We start from the raw sequence: 22,654 nt of genomic DNA on the forward strand, positions 1-22,654 counted from the left end.
CCATGGTCGCCAGATCCATCATGTTTCAGGGAACCGGCTCGGATGTCGGCAAGTCGCTGATGGTGGCGGGTCTGGCGCGTGCCTTTACCCGTCGCGGACTTTCGGTCCTGCCCTTCAAGCCGCAAAATATGTCCAACAATGCCGCGGTGACTGCGGATGGCGGCGAGATCGGTCGGGCGCAGGCCTTGCAGGCGCGGGCGGCAAATGTTCCGCTCTCGGTGCACATGAACCCGGTTCTTTTGAAGCCCCAGAGCGAAACCGGCGCGCAGGTGGTGGTACAGGGCAAGATCCTCGGCAACGCCAAGGCGGCAGAGTACCAGCACATGAAAGCAAGGCTGATGCTGCACGTGCTGGAAAGCTTCGAGCATCTGAAGGCCAATGCCGATCTGGTTTTGGTCGAAGGTGCCGGCAGCGCATCGGAAGTCAATCTGCGTGCCAATGACATTGCCAATATGGGTTTTGCCCGCGCCGCCAATGTTCCGGTGATATTGATCGGTGATATCGACCGAGGCGGGGTGATCGCCAGTCTCGTCGGCACGAAGACGGTGGTGGATGCAGACGACGCGAGGATGATCGAAGGCTTCATCGTCAATCGTTTTCGCGGCGATCCCTCGCTCTTCGATGAGGGGATGCATATTATCGCAGACCACACCGGCTGGACGTCCATCGGCCTTCTGCCGCACTTTGCCGACGCCGCACGCCTGCCCGCCGAAGATGCGCTGGGACTGACTGGCGAAGCCCAAACGAAACCGGGCGCGAAGATCCGCATCGCAGTGCCGATCCTGCCGCACATCTCCAATTTCGACGATCTCGACCCGCTGGATATGGAGCCGGATGTCGAACTGATCCGCGTGCGTCCCGGAACCGCCATTCCTGGCGATTGCGCCCTTATTTTGCTGTGCGGATCGAAAGCGACGATTGCCGATCTAGCCGTCCTGAAGCAGGCCGGGTTCGATATAGACATCAAGGCGCATCTTCGCCGCGGCGGAATGATTCTGGGCCTCTGTGGAGGATACCAGATGCTTGGAGCGACCCTATCGGACCCGGACGGCATCGAAGGGCCGCCATCGACCGTGGAAGGGCTGGGGCTTTTAAACGTCGAGACGGTGCTGACCGGAGACAAGCGGCTGGTCTCGGTCGAAGGGCGAAGCTTCGACGGCGAGGCGTTCTCCGGCTACGAAATGCATGTGGGTGTGACCAAAGGTGTCGATTGCGAACGGCCCTTCTACACCATCGGCAACCATGTGGATGGCGCGATATCCGCCGATGGCCGCGTTTTCGGCACCTATGTCCATGGTCTGTTTTCCGATGACGGACAGCGTAGCGCCTGGCTGCAACGGCTTGGCGGGCAGCGCTCGGCGCTGAATTACGAAGCGCAGGTGGATGCGGTGCTGGACCGGCTGGCCGACCACATGGAGCGCCATCTCGATCTAGACGCGCTGCTCTCTATCGCCAGATAAGCAATACCATAAGACCAAAGAAGCCGATCAGCAGGCCATCCGCGATACGCGCAAGCTTCAGAGCCTGACGAATATCGGCGGCGGTCAGATCCCGACGTCCGCCTTCGCCCATGAAGCGCGCCTGGATCATCTGTCCACCATAGGAGCGCGGTCCGGCAAGTGCGAAACCCAGCGCCCCGGCAAGAGCCGCTTCCGGCCATCCGGCATTGGGAGAGCGGTGGTGGCCAGCGTCACGAAAAATCGCCCGAACCGCATTGGAGGGAGAGGCCCCCGGCAAGAAGAAGGCGGCGACCACGAAGAGCAGACCGCTGAGGCGCGAGGCGGGAAGATTGACGAGATCGTCCACACGGGCAGAAGCCCAACCAAAGGCTTTGTATTGTGGTGTGCGGTGACCGATCATGCTGTCTGCCGTATTGATCGCCTTGTAGCCCGCCCCACCGGGCAGTCCGAGCAAACCGAGCCACAGCGAAGGTGCTACGATGCCATCGGAAAAATTCTCGGCGAGGCTCTCGATGGCCGCCCGACACACCGCTGCCTCATCGAGTTGATCGGGATCGCGACCAACGATCATCGACACGGCATTGCGCCCACCTTCGAGGCCTTCGCTTTCCAGCGCGATTGCCACTGCCTCGACATGCGTTTCCAGGCTTTTTTGCGCGGGAAGAGATGCGCCGACGATCGCGACCAGTAAAAACCCAAGCGGAAAAAGTAGAAGAATACTCTGCAGCAGAAGGGAGATTGTCACCGTGACACCCAAAATAACGATGAGCGCCAGGACGCCTTTGCCTTCCCGATGCAAAAATGATCGGTGTTCCCGGTTCCATTTTGCGTCGAGCAGCGCAATAAGCGAACCGATCCAAGTGACCGGATGGCCGATCCGGCGAAACAGCCAATCGGGATAGCCAGCGAAGCGTTCGATCAAAAGCGACAGGAAAGCAATGGTGAAGAACATGGGCAACCTGGGACCAGAGAGGGTAGAGGCAGCGATCCGCCACGGTGGCGATCTTGGCCGGGCGCGTGCGTCCTACCCGCTAGCGCCTCAACCCTGGATCGACCTGTCCACAGGGATCAATCCACATTCCTATCCGCATTCTCCCCTTCCTGCCAGCGCCTTCTCACGCCTGCCGGAGCCTGACGCGCTGGAACGCCTGAAGGCGGTTGCCGCCAACGCTTTCAGCGCGCCGTCTGTCAAGCATCTAGCCGCAGCGCCGGGAACGCAAATGCTCATGCCGCTGCTTGCCGAGATTGCCGTTCAACGCGGCGCCAAAAATGCTGCCGTGCTGACACCCGCCTACGCGGAACATGCCAGAACGGCGCGGATGGCAGGACTTGCGGTGACGGAAGTCGCGCACTTCTCCGACCTCGCGGATTTCGACTATGCGGTGGTGATCAATCCCAACAATCCCGATGGCAGGGTGATCGAGCACGATCATATTCTGGCTCTCGCTGACCACATGCACCGCAAAGGCGGTCTGCTGGTGGTCGATGAGGCCTTTATCGAGACCGGCTATGCGGCAAGCGTAGGCGAAGCCACCGCGATTGAGGGACTCGTGGTGTTGCGCTCTTTCGGCAAGTTCTACGGCATGGCGGGTCTGCGCCTTGGCTTTGCCATTGCTCATCCGGAGATTGCCAATAGGCTGGAGCAGCGCCTCGGACCATGGGCGGTATCCGGCCCAGCGCTGCATGTGGCAACCGAGGCGCTGGCGGATTGGAACTGGCGCGAAGCGATGAGACTCCGGCTAAGAGAAGAAGCTGCGCGTCTCGACGGGCTGCTGGGAAATGCAAGTCTCACCGTGGTTGGCGGCACAAGTCTCTTCCGCCTGGTTCGGGACGAAAGGGCGGCAGCGCTGTTCGAGCATCTTGCACAGCGTGGTATTCTCGTTCGCATCTTCGACGAGCGCCCCTATGACGTGCGCTTCGGCCTACCGGAGACGGAAGGCGAATGGACAAGGCTAGAGGTAGCTTTTTCCGAATTCTGATTGTTCTCCGACAATCCAAAACAATTATGCCCGGAACTGGTCCGGGCATAAGGAAGGGTGGGAAGCAGAAGCCGGAACCTCAGCCTTTGAAGGTATAGGCTTCGATCGACTCCGGCTTCATTTCGATGGAGAAGCCAGCCATTTTCGGCGGCATATAGGCGGCGTTTTGAATATCGCAGGGCTCGAAGAAGTGCTCGTGCAGATGATCGACATACTCGATCACACGGCCTTCCTTGGTGCCGGATACGACCAGATAGTCGATCATCGACAGATGCTGCACATATTCGCAAAGCCCGACGCCACCAGCATGCGGCCAGACAGGAAGATTATACTTCGCGGCGATCAGCAGCACGGCCAGAACCTCGTTCAGGCCACCCATACGGCAACTGTCGATCTGCACCACATCGATCGCGCCTTCGGCGATGAACTGCTTGAACATGATGCGGTTCTGGCACATTTCACCAGTCGCGACTTTCACCGAGCCAATACCCTGGCGAATCTTGCGGTGACCGGCGACATCGTCCGGGCTCGTCGGCTCTTCGATGAAGAACGGCTTGCAGAAGGCGAGCTTGTTGACCCACTCGATAGCCTGATCGACTTCCCAGACCTGGTTGGCATCGATCATCAGATAGCGGTCCGGACCGATAACCTCACGGGCAATGGTGAGACGACGAATGTCGTCTTCCAGATCGCGACCGACCTTCATCTTCACATGGTTGAATCCGGCATCGATGGCTTCATGGCAAAGGCGACGAAGCTTCTCGTCGCTGTAACCGAGCCAACCTGCGGAGGTTGTGTAGCAGGCGTAGCCTTCCGCCTTGAGAATATCGATGCGCTCTTTCTTGCCGGCTTCCGCCTTTTTCAGGATGGCGAGCGCGTCCTCGCGCGTCAGAACGTCCGTCAGATAGCGGTAGTCGACAATATCAGCGATTTCCTCAGCGCTCATGTCGGCCACGAACTGCCAGACTGGCTTGCCAGCCTGCTTTGCGAGCAGATCCCAGACGGCATTGACGACGGCGCCTGTGGCAAGATGCATGGCGCCCTTATCTGGGCCGATCCAGCGAAGCTGGCTGTCACTTGTCAGATGGCGCCAATATTTTCCGGGGTTCTCGATAACGGTTGCGAGATCCGTCCCGACCACCAGATGCCGCATCGCCTTGATGGCCATGCAGCAGATATCGTTACCGCGACCGATGGTGAAGGTCAGGCCATGGCCTTTCAGCGACGGCTCGTCGGTATCGAGAATGACATAGGCTGCCGAGTAATCCGGGTCGGGATTCATCGCATCCGAGCCATCAAGGCTCTGGGAGGTGGGGAAGCGCAGATCGAAAACGCGCAGGTCTGTAATCTTGGTCATGGCCGTTTTTACTCGCGGTCAGGGGGTCGTTGAATATAAGAAGAGCTGGAAGTTCAGGCCACTTCCACCATGCCTTTGATGACGCCTGCTCGTGGATCGGTCAGGCCAGCGAAATTGGCTGGCACTTCGGCGAGCGTCATGCGGTGGGTGATCAGTGCTTCCGGCACACGTCCGGCGCGCAAGGCCTCCAGCACACGCTCGAAATCTTCAGGCGTGGCGTTGCGACTGCCCAGAAGCGTCGTTTCGCGCTTGTGGAATTCAGGATCGTTGAAGCTGATATCGCTGGCAACGATAGAAACGAGAACATAGGCGCCCCCATGTCCGACGAAGGAGAAGCCGCGCTCCATCGCCTTCGGATTGCCGGTCGCGTCAAACACGACATCGAAGAAGTTGCCTTCGGTAATCTCGCTTAGCCGATCCTTGTCACCTTCGCCAAGCAACACGATATTGGCAACGCCAAGATGATCACGGCAGAATGAAAGCCGGTCTTCGCGGCTGTCGATCATGGTCACCACGGCACCGTTCATCGCTGCAAAGACCGCGACGGCCATGCCGATTGGGCCAGCACCGACGATCAGCACATGCTGGTCCTTCTCGACCGCGCCGCGACGCACGGCATGCGCGCCGATAGCAAGAAACTCCGTCATGGCGGCCTGGTCGAGAGACAGTCCTTCAGCCTTCAACACGAACTGCTGCGGAACGCTCAAATACTCCACCATGCCGCCATCGCGGTGAACGCCGAGCACACCGATGTTGCGGCAGCAGTTGCTCTTGCCCTTGAGGCAGGCGCTGCAATGCCCGCAGGACATGTAGGGAATGATGGTGACGATATCGCCTGTCGCAAGCGCACTACCTTCCGGTGCTTCCTCGACCGTGCCCGACAATTCATGGCCCATGATGCGCGGATAGGAGAGATAGGGCTGATTGCCGGTGAAGATATGCAGATCCGTTCCGCAGACGCCGATGCGGCGGACACGCACCAAAACCTCATTGGATGCTCTCGATGGCTTTGGCATTTCCTTGGAAACGAGTTCGCCGGGTTTGTCACAGAAAATAGCCAGCATGAATCACCTGTCGGAAAGAGAATAAATACGTGCGGCGTTTGCGCCGAAAACCTTGGCGTGGTGCTCCTGAGGAACGACGTCCCGGCAGAAATCCAGCCAACCCTGATAGTCACCGGCAAGCCTGATCACCGGCCAGTCACTTCCAAAAATCACCCGGTCTGGGCCAAACAGTTCGAAAATGGTTTCCGCATAGGGCCGAACTGCTTCCACTTTCTGCTCTCCGCGCTCCACAAGAAGACCGGACAGCTTGCAAAAGACGTTTGGAAGTGCAGCAAGCGCCGCCATATCCCGTCGCCAAGCGACATAATGTCCCGTTGCGATCTTAGGCTTGGCACCGTGATCGATGACGATCTGCAGAGCAGCATGGCGGCTCGCAAAACGCAGCAGATAAGGCAGGTGCGGCGGTAGAACCAACGCATCGAAGATCAGGCCCTTTTCGATCATGGTTTCGACCGCGGGAGCAAGTGCCGGATCCTCGATCCACTCCACGTCGGCAATATCCTGCAACATCGGCCGCAGGCCCTTGAAGGCAGGATGCGAAGCGCGCCGCGCGATCTCGGCAGGCGCATCCGCTGCCTTCATGTCCACCCAGCCCACAACACCTTTGATGAACGCGTTTTCATCGGCAAGGGCCAGCATGAAATCCGTATCGCCAGCGCTCTCCATGGTCTGTACCAGCACAGTGCCGGAAATACCGGCCTCTTCCAGCAAAGGCTCAAGATCGGCAGGCAAGAAATCCCTGTAAATGGCTTCAAGCGAAGCTGGCGGCCACTGACCCTGCCGTTCCTTCAACAGCCAGAAATGCTGGTGTGCGTCGATGAGCATGGCTCAACCCTTCGCGCCCGGCACCGGAGCACCTTCGGCAATCAGCCCGCGACGCTGCAATTCAGACCAGAACGCATCTGGAATATCCTGCTCGAACCAACCGATATTGGAGGAGAGTTGCGCTGAATTACGCGCACCGGAAACGACGGTAACGGATGCAGGGTGAGCAAGCGGGAACTGTAGCGCTGCGGCCTGGAGCGAAACGCCCATCTCCTCGCAGACATCATGCAGCGCATCCACACGCGCCAGAAGCTCTGCCGGCGCGTCCTTGTAGTTGAACTTGCGATTGCCAGCCAAAATACCGGAATTGAAAGCGCCGGCGACGACGATCCCCACGCCCTTTTCGACGCAAGAATTCATGAAGCCAAGGCTCTGCTGTTCCAGAAGCGTGTAACGGCCGGCAAGCATCGCGGCGTCGATATCGAACACGTCCATGGCGTCGCGGACGACTTCCCATTCATTGACGCCGAGACCGACAGCTTTCGTCGAGCCTTCGTCACGCAGCTTGCCAAGCGCCTTGAAACCGCCGCCTGTGGTCAGCTGGTCCCAATAATGCTGATGCTTGTCGCCGTGCGTGTAAGGGCCGATATCGTGAATATAAAGAATGTCGGGCTTCAGCACGCCGAGACGCTGCTGGCTTGCCTCGAAGGAGCGCATGATGGCGTCATAGGAATAGTCGTAGACCGGACGGAACGGCAGCGGTGCGACATAGGTATCTTCTTCCGGTCCTACCGTTTCATCCGGCACCATGACACGGCCGACCTTGGTGCTGAGCGTATATTCGCTGCGGTCGTGCTCGGTCACCATCGTGCCGAGACGACGCTCTGAGCGGGTGTAGCCATAAAAGGGCGCGGTATCAAAGTAACGCATGCCGCTGTTCCAAGCGGTGTCGAAAGCGCCCTTGGACTCCTCGTAAGGCGTCAGGCGATAGAGATTGCCCATCTGGGCACAGCCGAGACCCATGATGGTCACTTCGACGTCTCTATGGGGCAGTTTGCGTTTATCGGAGACCTTCATGGCGGCGCACTTTCAAATGTGTCGTGTGATTGTGATCGCGCCCTGCGGTGCGATCATTGATATTGCGTATGCGAAGTCCGGTCTCGCCATGCCCGAGACGATCCCGGGCATGGCGAAGGAAGGATATCAGTACAGAACGTTCTTGGCTTCCGGCTTGTCGATATTGTCCTTGGTGACGACAACGACACCGGTATCGACGAACTTCTCGACCTTTTCCTTCTTGATCAGCTTTTCGACGGTTTCAACGCCCTTTTCGCCCATCTGGTAGGATCCCTGAACGACGATCGCAGACAGTGTGCCATCCTTGACGAAGTTCTGGAGATCTTCGTTACCGTCAAAGCCGATGGCAACGACCTTGCCAGCCTTGCCGGACTGAGCGAGCGCACGGCCGACGCCGATTGCGGTCGGCTCGTTGGCGCCGAAGATGCCCTTCAGGTCGGGGTTGGCGGCCAGAACGTCAGTGGTCTGGTTCAGAGCGGTCGCCATCTGGGACTGAGAGTAATAAGGGCCAACGATCTCCAGCTTGGAATTTGCCTTGATGTAGTCGATGAAGCCACCGACGCGGCCGATTTCAGAACCGGCACCCGCAACGTAAGACATGACCGCGATCTTGCCTTCCTTGCCGACCTTCTTGATCATTTCTTCGGCTGCAAGCTCACCGGCCTTCTTGTTGTCGGTCGCCAGGAAAGACTGGTAGTATTGCTCGCCACCCTTGGCCAGCTGCGAGTCGATCAGCACGACTGGGATGCGGGCTTCCCATGCCTTCTTGACGGCTGGCAGAAGAGCGTCCGGATCGGACGGTGCAAGCACGATGCCGTCGACCTTACGGTTGACCGCGTTTTCGACCATGTTGACCTGGTCGGCAATGGCGGATTCGGACGCCGGACCCTGGAAGGTCATCGTTTCGCCCTTGGCGTTCTTCATCGAAGCGTCGGCGCCCTTCTGAACGTTCTGCCAGAATGTCGAATTGACTGTCTTGACGATGACGGCGATTTCGCCAGCCTGCACCGCGGACACGCTCCAAAGCGCGATCACGGATGTTAAAAGAACAGTCGTCAGTTTCTTCATGTCTTCCTCCATTTATACCGGCGAAGGGAGAGCTCCTCTTCTCGACACCGGCTGTCCCGCGGATAGGGTCCGCACCCCTTTCAGAAGCTAGAGTGCTTTCGGAGGCAAAACCGAAAACCCTTTCGCTGAAAATGCTGGCACTGCAATCAACGGCGGTTGCGCAGCTGGTCGATCCAAACGGTCATCAAGATGACGAGGCCGATGATGATCTGCTGCGTGAAGGCAGAGACGCCGTTCATGTTGAGACCGTTGCGCAATATACCGATGACGAATGCACCGATTGCCGTGCCTGAAATCGTTCCGACGCCACCGATCAGCGAGGTGCCGCCGATGACGGCGCTGGCAATGGCGTCAAGCTCGTACATCACGCCTTCGTTCGGCTGTGCGGTAACGAGGCGCGACATCAAAACGCAGCCCGTCAGACCCGCAAGCGTGCCGGAAAGAACGTAAGTGAAGTTGGTGACGCGAGCGACATTGACGCCCGAGAGCCGAGCTGCTTCGGCGTTTGAGCCGACCGCATAGATGTGGCGTCCGAGAACCGAGCGGTTCAGCATGAAGGCCACGGCAAGCGCAATGACGACCATCAAGATGACCGGGTAAGGGATGCCCGGGAACACCACATTCGGGAACCCGTCGTCGCCGATATTGACGATGCGGAAGAGGGCACCGTTGCCAAGCTCACCGAAGGATTCGCCTAGGCCGGAGACGGCACGGGCGCCAGTGATCTGCAACGCCACACCACGCGCAATCAACATCATGCCAAGCGTTGCGATGAAGGGCGGCAGCTTGAAGCGGGTGACGAGGAAACCGTTGATCAGACCGCAGAGCGAGCCGGTCAGAATACCGAGGAACATGCCGACCGGAACCGGCATGCCGAGTTCCTTCACCGCAAGTGCTGCGACCACGCCAGCCAGCGCCAGAACCGAGCCGACAGACAAATCGATGCCACCGGTGATGATGACGCAGGTTGCACCAATACCCAAAAGAGCGATGGACGTGACCTGCAGCGCGATCGTCATGGCGTTGTTGACGCTGAAGAAAGCGCTGCTGGTGGCCGAAAACACGATTGCCAGCACCACGAGGCTGCCGAGTGCGGCAAACTTCTGGATGATGTCTTTCTGCCTGTCGCTGAGCGCGGAGGTCTTAACGGGTTCAGGTGCTTTCGACATGTCTTACCTCATTGCCCCTTGCGGCTATAGCCCGAGGCATAGCGCATGATTTCTTCTTGATTGGTCTTGGCCGTTTCCAGCACGCCGGTAATCGTTCCTTCGTGGAACACAGCGATACGATCCGTCAGGCCCAACACTTCGGGCAGTTCCGAACTGATGAGGATGACGCCGATCCCGCGGGCAGCGAGCTCGTCCATGATCTTGTAGATAGCGAACTTCGCACCGACATCGATACCGCGGGTCGGCTCATCGAAGAACAGGATGCGCGACTGGCGAAACAGCCATTTGCCGATGATGATCTTCTGCTGGTTGCCGCCGGACAGGAGGCGAACTGTTTGCTTGATCGAAGGGGTGCGAACATTCAGGAGATCGACATAACGCTGCGCGACCTCATCATGTTTCTTGAAGTCGATCAGGCCGAAGCGGTTTGAAACCTCTTCCATGTTTGCCAGCGAAGTGTTGGCTGCGACCGACATCTTGATCGCCAGTCCGTCGCTCTTCCGGTCCTCGGAAAGATAGGCAATTCCCTCTTCGATGGCATCCTGCGGAGACTTGATCGAGAGCTCGCGGCCTTCGAAGGTGATAGTCCCGGCGTCGAAAGCATCCGCGCCGAAGATGGCCCGTGCGACTTCGGTGCGACCGGCCCCCATCAGCCCCGCAAATCCGAGGATTTCTCCCCGGCGCAGCTCAAAATTGACATCGTGGAACATGCCCGTCCGCGTCAAGCCGTTGACGGAGAAGATGACCTCGTCCGTCGGCCTGGAGGTGCGCTCCGGGAACTTCTCTTCCAGCGAGCGACCCACCATACGGGTAACGATGTCATCGACCGTGATAGATTTGAAATCATCCGTCGAGATGTAGCGTCCATCGCGAAGCACGGTAACGCGGTCGACGATCTCGGCCATCTCGTCCAGGCGGTGGGAAATGTAAACGATGCCGACGCCAGAGGCCTTCAGGTCGCGGATGACCTTGAACAGCAGGCGTGTTTCCTGCTCGGTCAGCGATGACGTTGGCTCATCCATAATGAGCACTTCGGCGTCAAGCGAAAGCGCCTTGGCTATTTCGACCATCTGGCATTGCGCCACCGAAAGGCCGCGCACGAGCATATCGGGACTGATGTCTACGCCGAGCCGATCAAGACAGCGTCCGGCGTCAGCGCGTAACTTCTTGCGGTCTACGAGAAAGCCTTTTTTCGGCTCACGAGCGAGATAAATGTTTTCGGCAACGCTCAAATGCGGAACGAGATTGAGTTCCTGGTGGATGATGGCGATGCCCGCCGCCTCAGACTCGAGCGGGGAAGCATATTGGACTTTCTGGCCCTTGTGCAGGATGGTACCGCTGGTGGGCTGATAGACACCGCTGATGATCTTCATCAAGGTGGACTTGCCAGCACCGTTCTCGCCGCAGACGGCGTGGACTTCGCCGGAGCGCAAGTCGAAACGCACATCGCTCAAAGCCTTGACGCCTGGGAACTCCTTGCAGATGTCTTCAAGACGCAAAAGCGTACCGGACGCCTGAAGCGCGTCGTGACGTGTGTCATCATGGCTCGAAATGGACGATGCGCCTTGCGACATCCGCTACCTCCCAATAGCCGCTCCGTTCTCCCGCAGAGCGCTTCAATGGTCGCAATGGTTAGGCCGCATTTTTTGGGTGGTCAAGCCAATTTATGATTTTTTATTGTTGAACATATTGAACCCTAAACGTCAGAACGTAATTAATCTGATAATTTCAAATGAAATCAAGTAGATGAAATATATCTTTGCCAATACCTTCCGTAAGGTTTACGGTAAGGCCAAATCTTCAACCCCCTCAGGATGATCGTGAGCCTCAGATGAATGGTCAGGCCAAAATCGTGGAGCCGAGACGCCTCTATCAGCAGGTCGCAGACCAGATCCGCGATCTGATCGACGGTGGAGAGTTTCAGCCTGGCACGCGGCTGCCATCGGAAAGAGATCTGGCTCAGAAACTCGGAGTATCGCGGCCTTCGCTACGCGAAGCGCTGATCGCGCTTGAAATCGACGGCAGCGTTGAGATTCGCATGGGCTCTGGCGTTTATGTCTCGCTGGAGAACGGAGCCCAGCAAGCGCGAACCCGTTCTTTGGGGGACAGTCCTTCCGAACTGATGCAGGCGCGCTCAACACTTGAGGGAGCGACCATTGTTATGGCGGCAAGCCGGATTGATGACGCGGGGCTCTTGTCACTCAGAGCAACGCTCGATGAAATGAAGAGGGAGATCGAAGCCGGCCGTAAACCGCTCGATCAGGATAGAAGGTTTCACACCATGATTGCCGAGCAATCTGGCAACACCATTCTTGCGCGGCTGGTGGCTGACCTCTTCGATGACAGGCATAGCCCCATCTCCACGCAATTGCGCGTGAAGTTCGAAGACCGCGGCACCTGGGGCTTTGCACTGGAAGAACATGAGGCGATCCTGGCCGCGTTGGAAAGCCACGATCCGCTGCTGGCACAGGCGGCGATGCGTATCCACTTGGAAAACTCGAGACGGCGCTGGATCGAGACGTAATTAAACATGCCTCGGCAGCGATCCTGTCGGGAGGAGGAAAAGAGTGACTGAGAATACCGAAACGACCATTCTGCTGAACACCAAAGACAACGTTGCGGTCGCCCGCCGACCCATTCCTAAGGATACGGAAATAGGGCGCGGTGATCTGAAGGCGCTTGATCTGATCGGGCGCGGCCACAAGGTCGCACTGCAACCGATCAAGAGCGGCGCAGAGGTGATCAAATATGGTCAGGTGATTGGCGTCGCGACGCAGGATATCGAACCTGGCCGCCATGTTCACCTGCACAACCTCGCAATGGTGCCATCCGAACATGCGCATCAGTTCAGTGTCGATATCGAAGAAAAAGGCATGTTGCCGGAAGCCGAACGTCGGACCTTTATGGGATATGATCGCGGAACGGGCGGTGCCGGCACGCGCAACTACATCGGCGTCATCGCTTCTGTGAACTGTTCGGCGACAGTGTCGCGTTACATTGCCGACTATTTCAACAAGGAGGGCGGGCTCGCCGGTTTCGACAATGTCGACGGCGTCGTGGCCCTGACCCACGGCACGGGCTGCGCCCTCAACACCAAGTCGGAAGGCTATCGCCTGCTGATCCGGACCATCCAAGGCTACGCCCGCCATCCGAATTTCGGCGGTATCCTGCTGATCGGGCTTGGCTGCGAGACAAACCAGATCGCGCCGATCCTTGAACACTACAAGATGGAAGAGGGCGACCGCCTGCGGACGATGACGATCCAGCAGCATGGCGGCACGCGCAAGACCATCGAAGCGGCAATTGCCAACATCAAAGAGATGCTGCCGATCGTCAATGCTGCAAAGCGTACCGAGCAGCCTCTGTCCAAATTGAAGCTGGCGCTCGAATGCGGCGGTTCGGACGGCTATTCCGGCATCTCGGCAAACCCGGCGCTCGGCTACGCATCGGATCTCATCGTTCGCAACGGCGGGACCACTGTTCTGGCGGAAACACCTGAGATTTATGGCGCAGAACATCTTTTGACGCGCCGTGCGGTGACGCCTGCGGTTGCTGAAAAGCTGCTACAGCGCATCGACTGGTGGCGCGATTATACAGCGCGCAACGGCGACGAGTTGAACAACAATCCGTCCCACGGCAACAAGCTTGGTGGCCTCACCACCATTCTGGAAAAGTCGCTGGGCGCTGTTGCCAAGGGCGGCTCCATGCCGCTGAAGGCGGTCTATGAATTCGCCGAAACCGTGACCGAACCCGGCTTCGTCTTCATGGACACGCCAGGCTATGACCCGGTCGCCGTGACAGGTCAGGTGGCGGGCGGATGCAATGTCATCTGTTTCACCACGGGCCGTGGCTCGGTGTCCGGCTTCAAACCCGCGCCCTGCATCAAGATTGCTACCAACTCCGAAATGTTTGAACACATGAAGGAGGATATGGATCTCAACTGCGGTGAAATCGTCACCGGTATGGAGACGATTGAGGAAGCAGGTCAGCGGATCTTCGACCATATCATCGCGGTCGCATCAGGTGAGAAGACTGTCAGCGAGATCTATGACTATGGCGACAACGAATTCGTGCCGTGGCAGGTCGGTGCTGTCACCTGACGTTTCACATGAAACATCGATAGACAAAGAAAAGGCCCGGAGAATGATCTTCGGGCCTTTCTTCTGAACAGTATCAGTCTCAGTGTCTGAAATGGCGCATGCCGGTAAACACCATCGCGACGTTATGGGCATCTGCCGCGTCGATGACGTCCTGATCACGCATGGAGCCGCCCGGCTGAATGACAGCGGTTGCACCGGCAGCTATTGCAGCAAGAAGGCCATCCGCGAAGGGATAGAAGGCTTCCGACGCAACCGCCGATCCCTTTGTCAAAGGCTCTGCGAGACCCATGGCCTTGGCAGCGTCTTCTGCCTTTTGAGCTGCAATGCGGGCAGAGTCCACTCGGCTCATCTGACCGGCGCCGATACCGGCGGTCTGGCCGTCCTTTGCGTAGATCACCGCATTCGACTTCACATGCTTTGCAATCTTGAAGGCGAACTTCATGTCCTCAAGCTCCTGCGCCGTCGGCGCACGCTTGGTGACGACCTTCAGATCGAGGTCTTCCACCATGCCGTTGTCTCGGCTCTGCACTAGGAGACCACCCGACACGGTCTTGGCGGTGATGCCGGCAGCGCGCGGATCGGGCAGGCCACCGGCGGAGAGGAGACGCAGGTTTGGCTTGCGCGCGACAATCGCCTTTGCCTCTTCGGTGACATCCGGTGCGATGATGACTTCGGTGAACAGCTGGATGATTTCTTCCGCGGTTTCCGCATCGAGTGTCTGGTTCAGGGCGATAACGCCGCCAAAGGCCGAGACCGGGTCGCAGGCAAGTGCACGCTTGTAGGCTTCAAGCAGCGTCGAACCCGTTGCGACCCCGCAAGGGTTGGCGTGCTTGATGATAGCAACAGCAGGCGCATTCTCGGGCAGGAACTCGGCAACGAGTTCATAGGCAGCGTCCGTGTCGTTGATATTGTTGTAGGAAAGCTTTTTTCCCTGCAGCAGCGTGGCGGTTGCCACGCCAGGGCGCTTTTCACCCGTCAGATAGAAACCAGCACTTTGATGCGGGTTTTCGCCGTAACGCATCTTTTCCTTCAGCGTACCGCCAATGGCGCGGTAATGCGGCGTCTCTATGGAGAGAGCCTCTGCAAACCAGTTGGAAATGACGGCATCGTAAGCGGCGGTACGGGCATAGGCCTTGGCGGCAAATCGCTGGCGCAGCGCATAAGACGTCTGACCGTCATCGGCCTGCAAGGCCTCGAGAAGTTCAGGGTAATCACTAGGATCGGTGACAACCGTCACATAGGCGTGGTTCTTGGCGGAAGCGCGGATCATCGCTGGACCGCCAATATCGATATTCTCGACTGTCGTCGGATAGTCGCCACCCTTGGCGCGAACCTCTTCGAACGGATAGAGATTGATGACGGAAAGGTCGATGCCTTCGATACCGTGGGCGCGCATGGCCTCTTGGTGCTCGGCATCGTCGCGAATGGCAAGCAACCCGCCATGCACATTCGGGTGCAAGGTCTTAACCCGGCCATCCATGATCTCCGGAAACTTGGTGATGTCGGATACGTCCGTGACCGGGAGACCTGCCTCGGCAATTGCCTTGGATGTACCACCGGTAGAAAGCAGCTTCACACCCAGCTTCACCAGTGCGCCGGCGAGCTCGATAATGTCGGTCTTGTCGGAGACGGACAGAAGCGCGGTGCGGATGCGAACTTTGTCGGGAGCGGGGATCTTCTTGGAAACGACGGCCATCGTGGCAACTCCGTAAACGGTGGAGGATGAGCCGGAGAAAGCGCGCCCCGGCGGTTGTCGCCGCGTTAGCACAGCTTGATTGATTAATAAACAGAGCGGTGGGCTTTATCGGGAAAGCCAGCTTGAAAGACGCATCAGCCTCTCTGCTCGAGAAGCCATCGGATCTCGGTGGTTTCCGGAAGCTGGAAAGCAACCTCGATCTGCTGCGAAGGCCTTATGCCGGATGCATCCGCCATGAAGACGTCTTCAGCAATCGTAACCTGCCGCGCCGGCGCTGTGAATGTCCAGGCCGTACCATCCGGCGCCTGCATCAACACAGTTTCCTCATCTTCCTGAGTAAGCTCGATCAGTGGATGAACATGGAAACGACAGACTGCCTCGGCCGGCTCGGGCTGCCGCTTTTCCACAAGCCTGATCCAGTCACGCCCCCTGATCTTGTTGCCGGCCGCGTTCAGTTCCAGCTCACGCTGATGAATGTAGCCGAGATTGATATAACCATCGTGAGAGGCGCTCAGTATATCGGCCTTTTTCTCATCGATGCGCCGGTCGACCTCGATCTCGTCAATGCCCGCTACGACGACCGGACCGAGAAGGCTGGAATTGGAAATTCGGGCCGATGAACGGTCTGCGATCGTGACGGTGGTATGGGCGGCGGTGCTACGGCTGACGCGCTTGAAGGCTGCAGACGCGTATTGCGGGAAGCCAGAATTGACGATGAAGCGATAACGGCCCGAAGAAAGCTCGAAAGATAGGCAGCCGCAATGGGCGCTGCGGGATAACTCGATGGACGCAGGCTTACCCGTATCGACGATAACGACCGTGTCGCCGACAGACAGTCGATGATAGTTAAGATCGGGCAGTGATCGCGATGGCTTTCCCGCCGTTTCATCATAGCGCAGAACCGAGGCAAGTTCATTTGCAAGCGTGGCGGTCGTTCCGTTGAACAGGGCCAGATCGCCATCCTGGTGACGAAAGAAGCGGATCGCTGGAAACATGCGATCGATGGCGGGCACCAGGCCTGCCGGCACGTCGTGGCCGAGATTGATGTAGCTTTGCCGAAGCGGGAGCAGATCCAGCAGCAGTTCGAGCATGACGCGCGGATTACGCGATACATGTCCACCGTCCGAAAGGATTTGACGTTCCATTTCATGGTCGAGTTTTCGTCCTTGCCGGGCGATCTTCGTGGCACTGTTCGGCATGGAGATGGAGGCCATGGCAAGGGCAATCCGAATCTTAAGGCGGATTTCACCATCCGGCACATGTTTGGCGATTAATCCGAGATAGGCGACATGCAGCCCGATACATTTAAGGAAGCGCCTGTAGAAATTGGTGTCCGCCTTTTGAAGGATCACTGGCGAATGAGAGAGCCAGGACGTCAATCTCTGGGCTGCCAATTCCGGCGTCCAGGCCACGCCGCGAATGCGTTTGCCGTGCAGGCTCATCCATTCCGCCACATGCATCCGAGCACGGTGACCGGCTTCTTCCAATCTGCTGGCCCGTACATGCCTTAGCCAGCCGAACGCGTGCAGCCGCGCTTCAAAGGCGGTTGAAGGAGCCTCGAGCAAAAAGGGAGAAAGACCGCCGGTTTCCAGAATGCGTCCAGCCAGGAAGATTCGCCCATGCACCAGTTCCTGGGCAACATAAGGATCGACGGCACGTAAATCCGTCGGCGCTGCCACGAGCGCGCTTGGAACTCGGCTGGAAAGCTTCCACAGCTTCAGACGCACGGGTGCGACGGACACCATGATGCGGCTACGGATCGTGCGCAGGACATAAACCGCAACGCTGAAGCGATTGTTCAGAGAGCTCGCCAAACGTGTTTTTCCTGCCTCGCAGAGTTTAAAGCGTGTCGCGATCTTTCAGATGCACTTCCTACGCTTTAGGTCCTCGTTTTTTCGCATGTTTTGATCACAAAATCGCTGCATGCTTTTGCGCGGACCATGCTTTTAGAGAGGGTGCATATGAAGCGCGATGAAAGAAGATGGATAAAGTTTCACGAAAAACTTCATATTCTGTAAACGAATAAAGGGGCAAGCGCACCACGCCGAGTCACCTATACAGCATTCGCTGAAAAATTGGGCGGGAACGAGAGACACGTTCGCACACCCGTGGAGAATATCAGGAAGCGCCGCGATCAAGGTTCACGGCTGACAGCACCAAATACCGGGTCGAGTGTGATTTAGCAGGAGTTTATGAGGTGGCTTTTTTACGCAGCACCGTAGCGTAAAATCCATCCACACCGCCAAACATGTCCGGGGTCGTGCGCAAATCACCATTATCATTGATGGCAGTTTCCATGCCTGGCAAATCTTTCGCATCGACCAGAACTCGTTCCAAACGGGGATCGGATGAAAGCACGCGCCCCACCATTTCCTCTCCCTCCGAGGGATCAAGGGAGCAGTTGGAGAAGATAATCATGCCGCCATCGTTGACCAGAGTCACAGCGTGTCGCAGCATCTGCTCCTGAAGCGCGGCAAGTTTGGCGATATCCTTCTCATCCTTGGTCCAACTGACATCGGGATGTTTACGCATCGTGCCGGTGGACGAGCAGGGAGCATCAAGTAGGACTGCGTCGAACAACGCGTCCGGTTGAAACTTCAGCATGTTGGCTTCGACCGTTTCGGCTTCGAATCCAAGCCGCTCAAGATTGGCGCGAAGTCGTTTCAGACGATTTCCCGATTGATCCAGCGCCGTGACCTTGGCCCCTGCAAGAATGAGCTGGGCGGTCTTGCCGCCAGGTGCCGCACAAAGATCCGCAACGCGCTTGCCATACAGGTCTCCCATCAGCCGTACTGGCATGCTGGCAGAAAAGTCCTGCACCCACCACTCGCCTTCAGCAAAACCCGGCAGGGCAGAAACCTGGCCTTCGAATGCTCCAAGCCGCACACTGCCATTCGGCAGAACGGTTCCGCCCAGCACCTGCGCCCAATGTGCGGGATCGGATTTGACGGTAATATCGATAGAGGAGGGCAAAAGCTGAGAGGCCGCGATACGCGACGCTGTCTCTTCGCCATAGGCCTTTACCAATCTGCCGTAGAACCAGTCCGGAAGCACCGCAATGGCCTCTATTGCCGCCATGACCGTGTCTTTCTCGCGGCCAAGGCGGCGTAACACGGCGTTGACAAGTTTGACAAAACGCTTGTTGCGCGGATCGCGGTGCGCCTGTTCCACGGCCAGATCGACTGCAGAGTGATCGGGGACATCGAGGTAGAGCATCTGGGCGACGGCAACCACTAGAACATGATGCAAGGAACGGGCGCCTTGGGGCAAAGGCCCGTCCAGCATCATGGAGATCGCGGCTTCGATTCTGGGCAAGTGACGCAACGCGCTGTTGACGATAGCGCGGACCAATGCGCGATCCGCAAGGTTAAGCGCGCGGTAGGCTGGATTTCCGTGTTCCGCATCCATCATTCCGTCAAGAGACGTCTTCTTGTCGATGACGGCAGAAATGATCTTTGCCGCCGCCATACGGGCCGACAGCCCCGGCTTCCATTCCCCATCTGACCCACCCGCGTCGGACGGCGCAGGCTTTCTCTTGTTGAACTTGGGCCGGGCAGGGGCGTTGGATGATGTCAAGACCAGGGACCTTTTTGCGGATTGTTTGTGCCACGACCGGTTGTCGGAACGGAACGTGATTTGCGCACGGCATTACCACTTGTGGCGCGATAGGTCGATGCCTGGCTGAACTCTTGCGACAGGGCGTGAAGCGCTGCAATCCGGTTATCCGTATTCGGATGGGTAGAAAACAGGTTGTCCATTCGTTCGCCTGACAGCGGGTTGATGATAAACATGTGCGCTGTGGCAGGATTACGCTCAGCGTCGTTGTTATGAATGTGTTGGGCAGCCCCGGCAATCTTCTGCAAAGCAGAGGCAAGCCAAAGCGGATTGCCACAGATTTCGGCACCGCGTCGATCCGCTGAATATTCGCGTGTGCGGCTAATCGCCATCTGTACCAGCATGGCTGCAAGCGGAGCGACGATCATCGCAACGAGAACGCCGATGAATCCAAGCGGATTGTTGTTCTCACGATTGCCGCCGAAGAAGAAGGCAAAGTTGCCGAGCATGGAAATCGCCCCGGCAAGCGTAGCGGTTATCGTCATCGTCAAGGTGTCGCGGTTCTGGATATGCGCCAGTTCATGCGCCATGACGCCTGCGACTTCCTGAGGTGTCAACATTTCCATAAGCCCGGTGGAGGCGGCCACTGCTGCATTCTCAGGGTTACGGCCGGTAGCAAAAGCATTGGGCTGCGGATTGTCGTAGACATAGACCTTCGGCATTGGCAGACCGGCATTCTGCGATAGGTCGCGGATCATATGAAAGAATTCCGGCGCGTTTCGTTCATCCACTTCCCGGGCTCGATAGGCTGCAAGCACCATCTTGTCGGAGTTCCAGTACGAGAACAGGTTCATGCCCGCGGCAATCACCAGCGCGATCATCATTCCGCCCTTGCCGCCAATGAGAAATCCGACACCCATGAAGAGCGCCGTCATGAAGGCCAGAAGCATGGCCGTACGCATCAAATTCATCCAGCATCTCCGTCGAAGCAATCAATTGGCGGCCGAGACTTACCAAACCGGCCAGTTTTCTATAATCTGGTTATAGAGAACTGCTTTTCAATATGCCGTGACGAGGGTGAAGCCCATGCAGAACGCCGATAACGACAATGCGAACGAAGACAAGAAGGTGCTTTCGCCTGCTGCGCAACGCGCATTGCAGGAAGCTGAAGAACGACGTCGCAAAGCCGAGGCATTAAAGCTCCCTCCAGAAACCGGAGGACGCGGCGGAGCCGAACCTGTGCGTTTTGGAGACTACGAGATAAACGGCAGAGCGATCGATTTCTGATCGCTTCCATGATCCCAATGCATTTTATTTTCTAATAACAATTACTTAGTTTGTATTCCAATATGCGAAAGAATCTGAACCACGATGATCGTGGCGCAGCCCGGCGTGATGAAACAGGGAAAAGTCATCTCGGCGCTTCGTACGGACAGAATTTTTCTGGCAGACACTTTGCACTCCGGCAGCGACTTGCAGTGCAGAGCCGAGGATGTCACGCAAGACCGTTAAACCTATTGCAGCGTCATGTGAAAAAACGGGTCTTCCGCCTTAGCTGGCAAAGAGGAGGGGCGGATGCCATTCCACCAGCCGCCCCGGATATAGTTCTTACAAATCGTGTGATCTGCGACCGCTCGTTGTCAGCGCTGCTCCAACAGGCGGCATACAGCTTCAAGCTGCTCCAGCGTCTTGTAATTGATACGCACCTGACCACCATTACCCTTGTGACTGATCGACACGTCGAGACCGAGGGCATCGGAAAGCGTCCGCTCCAGCGCGACTGTGTCGGAATCCTTTTCCGGTTTGCGCGGTTGCATCGGATCAAGCTGCGATCGGATGTCGTTCTGCGCCATGCGCTCAGCGTCGCGCACGGATAGACCTTTTGATACGATGGTCTTGGCGAGCGTGGTGGGGTCTGATGTGGATACCAACGCACGGGCGTGACCAGCGGAAAGCGACCCCTCCGACAGCATGTCGCGCACAGGGTCGGGAAGCTTCAGAAGACGAAGGCTGTTAGCCACGTGGCTACGGCTCTTGCCGATAATCTCACCCAGATCATTCTGAGTGTAGCCATGTTCAGCGATCAATTGCTCGTAACCCAGCGCTTCTTCGAGCGGGTTCAGGTCGGAGCGCTGAACGTTTTCGACGATTGCAAGCTCAAGCGCGGTCCGATCATCGACATCACGAACGATAACGGGAACTTCGGTGAAACCGGCAAGTTGAGCTGCACGCCAGCGACGTTCACCGGCAATGATTTCAAAACGGTTCTGATCGACAGTCCGAACGACGACCGGCTGGACGATACCATGCTGACGGATCGACGCGGCAAGGTCCTGCAATTCGTTCTCATCGAAATGACGGCGCGGGTTGCGTGGGCTACGCGCGATAAATTCGATAGGAACCGTGCGGTCAGGGCTGATCGCCCGCTGCGGCTCGCCGACAGGAAGGGGCTGATCCATCTCACCTATGAGGGCAGCAAGACCGCGACCCAAACGACGTTTGGAAAGATCGTCACTCATATTTTACTCCGTACCAAATCTCGAAGACCAACCGATCTTTAGGCAGCCTTGCGCAGACGCTCTCTCTGAATGACCTCTGAGGCTAGCTGCAGATAAGCCTGGCTGCCAGCGCATTTCAGATCATAGAGAATGGCAGGCTTACCATAGGACGGCGCTTCGGACACACGCACATTTCGCGGAATGAGCGTATGGTAAACCTTATCGCCCAGATGGGTCCTCACATCGTTGACGACTTGCTGCGCCAGATTGTTGCGTGCATCGAACATCGTCAAAACAATGCCCTGGATATCGAGACCCGGATTTACCGTTCCGCGAATCTGATTGACCGTGTCCAGCAACTGACTCAGACCTTCCAGCGCAAAAAATTCGCATTGCAGTGGCACGAGCACGGAATGAGCCGTCGCCATCGCATTCATCGTCAGAAGATTAAAGGACGGGGGGCAGTCAAGCAGAATATAGGAATAGGCCATCGCTTCCATGCTCCGCAAAGCATTGCGCAACAGGAAAACGCGGTTCGGCGCATTTGCCACTTCCATTTCGAAGCCAAGCAGATCCATCGTCGACGGAATGATATCCAGGTTGGGAACAGCTGTCGGCACGGCGACTTCAGCCACGCTGTTGGCGCCCACAAGCAAATCGTAGGACGATAATTTTCTCTCCCGACGATCGATACCAAGCCCCGTGCTGGCGTTGCCCTGCGGATCAAGATCAACAACCAGAACCCGCTCGCCAATCGCGGCCAGCGCAGTTGCAAGATTAATGGCCGTCGTGGTTTTACCAACGCCGCCTTTCTGATTTGCTATCGTAATAATCCGGTTCTTATCAGACATAATGCTGCACCTGGC

19 protein-coding genes are annotated in these 22,654 nt (G+C 57.5%); 5 read left to right on the forward strand and 14 right to left on the reverse strand.

Translation table 11 applies throughout. The annotated features are described in order from the left end of the window. Positions 1 to 2 precede the first annotated feature (2 nt). Positions 3 to 1,460: a cobyric acid synthase gene (locus ACQZ5M_RS12870; RefSeq protein ID WP_449079921.1), complete on the forward strand. Its 1,458-nt coding sequence runs from the start codon at positions 3 to 5 to the stop codon at positions 1,458 to 1,460. On the opposite strand, the gene cbiB is transcribed toward ACQZ5M_RS12870, so the two are convergent. Beyond that, the gene (gene cbiB / locus ACQZ5M_RS12875; RefSeq protein ID WP_449079922.1) at positions 1,447 to 2,412 is read right to left on the reverse strand and encodes an adenosylcobinamide-phosphate synthase CbiB; all 966 of its coding nucleotides are present in this window, start codon (positions 2,410 to 2,412) and stop codon (positions 1,447 to 1,449) included. The two genes, ACQZ5M_RS12870 and cbiB, sit on opposite strands and share 14 nt — an antisense overlap. Here cbiB and cobD point away from each other — a divergent pair. Continuing rightward, complete coding sequence (gene cobD / locus ACQZ5M_RS12880; RefSeq protein ID WP_449079961.1) at positions 2,411 to 3,439, forward strand: threonine-phosphate decarboxylase CobD; 1,029 nt, start codon at positions 2,411 to 2,413, stop codon at positions 3,437 to 3,439. The two genes, cbiB and cobD, sit on opposite strands and share 2 nt — an antisense overlap. A gap of 79 nt (positions 3,440 to 3,518) precedes the next feature. Here the strand turns inward: cobD and ACQZ5M_RS12885 are convergent, their stop codons facing one another. The 7 genes from ACQZ5M_RS12885 to ACQZ5M_RS12915 all read right to left on the reverse strand — a co-directional run bounded on the left by ACQZ5M_RS12885 (position 3,519) and on the right by ACQZ5M_RS12915 (position 11,513). Beyond that, positions 3,519 to 4,796, reverse strand: a complete 1,278-nt coding sequence (locus ACQZ5M_RS12885; protein WP_296016179.1) for an L-fuconate dehydratase — start codon at positions 4,794 to 4,796, stop codon at positions 3,519 to 3,521. A gap of 53 nt (positions 4,797 to 4,849) precedes the next feature. After that, positions 4,850 to 5,860, reverse strand: coding sequence for a zinc-binding alcohol dehydrogenase family protein (locus tag ACQZ5M_RS12890; protein WP_296034959.1), 1,011 nt, complete (start codon positions 5,858 to 5,860; stop codon positions 4,850 to 4,852). Positions 5,861 to 5,863: 3 nt separating this feature from the next. Continuing rightward, entirely contained in the window at positions 5,864 to 6,685 is an 822-nt protein-coding gene (locus tag ACQZ5M_RS12895) for an amidohydrolase family protein (RefSeq protein WP_449079923.1), read from the reverse strand. 3 nt (positions 6,686 to 6,688) lie between these two features. Continuing rightward, positions 6,689 to 7,702: an aldo/keto reductase gene (locus tag ACQZ5M_RS12900; RefSeq protein WP_449079924.1), complete on the reverse strand. Its 1,014-nt coding sequence runs from the start codon at positions 7,700 to 7,702 to the stop codon at positions 6,689 to 6,691. Positions 7,703 to 7,828: 126 nt separating this feature from the next. Further along, a complete protein-coding gene (locus ACQZ5M_RS12905; protein WP_296034964.1) occupies positions 7,829 to 8,770 on the reverse strand; it encodes an ABC transporter substrate-binding protein in 942 nt (313 codons plus the stop codon). Positions 8,771 to 8,916: 146 nt separating this feature from the next. Beyond that, positions 8,917 to 9,939: an ABC transporter permease gene (locus ACQZ5M_RS12910; RefSeq protein WP_296016168.1), complete on the reverse strand. Its 1,023-nt coding sequence runs from the start codon at positions 9,937 to 9,939 to the stop codon at positions 8,917 to 8,919. Positions 9,940 to 9,947: 8 nt separating this feature from the next. Further along, positions 9,948 to 11,513: a sugar ABC transporter ATP-binding protein gene (locus ACQZ5M_RS12915; RefSeq protein WP_296077929.1), complete on the reverse strand. Its 1,566-nt coding sequence runs from the start codon at positions 11,511 to 11,513 to the stop codon at positions 9,948 to 9,950. Positions 11,514 to 11,770: 257 nt separating this feature from the next. Here ACQZ5M_RS12915 and ACQZ5M_RS12920 point away from each other — a divergent pair, with 257 nt between their 5' ends. Beyond that, positions 11,771 to 12,463 (forward strand): FadR/GntR family transcriptional regulator, encoded by a 693-nt coding sequence (locus ACQZ5M_RS12920; RefSeq protein ID WP_449079925.1) that lies wholly within the window; start codon positions 11,771 to 11,773, stop codon positions 12,461 to 12,463. Positions 12,464 to 12,506: 43 nt separating this feature from the next. Next, complete coding sequence (locus ACQZ5M_RS12925) at positions 12,507 to 14,039, forward strand: UxaA family hydrolase (protein WP_449079926.1); 1,533 nt, start codon at positions 12,507 to 12,509, stop codon at positions 14,037 to 14,039. A 79-nt stretch (positions 14,040 to 14,118) separates the two neighbouring features. Here ACQZ5M_RS12925 and purH read toward each other — a convergent pair whose 3' ends face one another. The 4 genes from purH to htpX form a co-directional block, all read right to left on the reverse strand. Beyond that, a complete protein-coding gene (purH, locus tag ACQZ5M_RS12930) occupies positions 14,119 to 15,735 on the reverse strand; it encodes a bifunctional phosphoribosylaminoimidazolecarboxamide formyltransferase/IMP cyclohydrolase (protein WP_449079927.1) in 1,617 nt (538 codons plus the stop codon). Positions 15,736 to 15,869: 134 nt separating this feature from the next. After that, positions 15,870 to 17,549 carry a heparinase II/III family protein gene (locus tag ACQZ5M_RS12935; protein ID WP_449079928.1) on the reverse strand — a complete coding sequence of 560 codons (1,680 nt, stop codon included), beginning with the start codon at positions 17,547 to 17,549 and terminating at the stop codon, positions 15,870 to 15,872. Between the two features lie 376 nt (positions 17,550 to 17,925). Then, the gene (locus ACQZ5M_RS12940; protein WP_449079929.1) at positions 17,926 to 19,311 is read right to left on the reverse strand and encodes an RsmB/NOP family class I SAM-dependent RNA methyltransferase; all 1,386 of its coding nucleotides are present in this window, start codon (positions 19,309 to 19,311) and stop codon (positions 17,926 to 17,928) included. Then, positions 19,308 to 20,261, reverse strand: coding sequence for a zinc metalloprotease HtpX (gene htpX / locus ACQZ5M_RS12945; protein ID WP_296034974.1), 954 nt, complete (start codon positions 20,259 to 20,261; stop codon positions 19,308 to 19,310). The genes ACQZ5M_RS12940 and htpX overlap by 4 nt, the downstream gene beginning before the upstream one ends. Before the next feature lie 115 nt (positions 20,262 to 20,376). Between htpX and ACQZ5M_RS12950 the strand changes: the two genes are divergently transcribed. Continuing rightward, the gene (locus ACQZ5M_RS12950; RefSeq protein ID WP_296077921.1) at positions 20,377 to 20,577 is read left to right on the forward strand and encodes a DUF1674 domain-containing protein; all 201 of its coding nucleotides are present in this window, start codon (positions 20,377 to 20,379) and stop codon (positions 20,575 to 20,577) included. 353 nt (positions 20,578 to 20,930) lie between these two features. Here ACQZ5M_RS12950 and ACQZ5M_RS12955 read toward each other — a convergent pair whose 3' ends face one another. Together ACQZ5M_RS12955 and ACQZ5M_RS12960 are read right to left on the reverse strand one after the other, a co-directional pair. After that, complete coding sequence (locus tag ACQZ5M_RS12955; protein WP_296016150.1) at positions 20,931 to 21,809, reverse strand: ParB/RepB/Spo0J family partition protein; 879 nt, start codon at positions 21,807 to 21,809, stop codon at positions 20,931 to 20,933. Positions 21,810 to 21,847: 38 nt separating this feature from the next. Then, entirely contained in the window at positions 21,848 to 22,642 is a 795-nt protein-coding gene (locus ACQZ5M_RS12960) for a ParA family protein (RefSeq protein ID WP_296016200.1), read from the reverse strand. Positions 22,643 to 22,654: the final 12 nt, after the last annotated feature.

Source organism: Rhizobium sp. 22-785-1 (assembly GCF_053521965.1).

Excerpts from the sequence above, each read along its gene's own strand:
- htpX (WP_296034974.1), bottom strand. The coding sequence starts at position 20,261 with ATGAATTTGATGCGTACGGCCATGCTTCTGGCCTTCATGACGGCGCTC.
- ACQZ5M_RS12910 (WP_296016168.1), bottom strand. The coding sequence starts at position 9,939 with ATGTCGAAAGCACCTGAACCCGTTAAGACCTCCGCGCTCAGCGACAGG.
- ACQZ5M_RS12900 (WP_449079924.1), bottom strand. The coding sequence starts at position 7,702 with ATGAAGGTCTCCGATAAACGCAAACTGCCCCATAGAGACGTCGAAGTG.
- purH (WP_449079927.1), bottom strand. The coding sequence starts at position 15,735 with ATGGCCGTCGTTTCCAAGAAGATCCCCGCTCCCGACAAAGTTCGCATC.
- ACQZ5M_RS12955 (WP_296016150.1), bottom strand. The coding sequence starts at position 21,809 with ATGAGTGACGATCTTTCCAAACGTCGTTTGGGTCGCGGTCTTGCTGCC.
- ACQZ5M_RS12885 (WP_296016179.1), bottom strand. The coding sequence starts at position 4,796 with ATGACCAAGATTACAGACCTGCGCGTTTTCGATCTGCGCTTCCCCACC.
- cbiB (WP_449079922.1), bottom strand. The coding sequence starts at position 2,412 with ATGTTCTTCACCATTGCTTTCCTGTCGCTTTTGATCGAACGCTTCGCT.
- ACQZ5M_RS12950 (WP_296077921.1), top strand. The coding sequence starts at position 20,377 with ATGCAGAACGCCGATAACGACAATGCGAACGAAGACAAGAAGGTGCTT.
- ACQZ5M_RS12870 (WP_449079921.1), top strand. The coding sequence starts at position 3 with ATGGTCGCCAGATCCATCATGTTTCAGGGAACCGGCTCGGATGTCGGC.
- ACQZ5M_RS12905 (WP_296034964.1), bottom strand. The coding sequence starts at position 8,770 with ATGAAGAAACTGACGACTGTTCTTTTAACATCCGTGATCGCGCTTTGG.
- ACQZ5M_RS12915 (WP_296077929.1), bottom strand. The coding sequence starts at position 11,513 with ATGTCGCAAGGCGCATCGTCCATTTCGAGCCATGATGACACACGTCAC.
- ACQZ5M_RS12920 (WP_449079925.1), top strand. The coding sequence starts at position 11,771 with ATGAATGGTCAGGCCAAAATCGTGGAGCCGAGACGCCTCTATCAGCAG.
- ACQZ5M_RS12890 (WP_296034959.1), bottom strand. The coding sequence starts at position 5,860 with ATGCTGGCTATTTTCTGTGACAAACCCGGCGAACTCGTTTCCAAGGAA.
- ACQZ5M_RS12895 (WP_449079923.1), bottom strand. The coding sequence starts at position 6,685 with ATGCTCATCGACGCACACCAGCATTTCTGGCTGTTGAAGGAACGGCAG.
- cobD (WP_449079961.1), top strand. The coding sequence starts at position 2,411 with ATGGGCAACCTGGGACCAGAGAGGGTAGAGGCAGCGATCCGCCACGGT.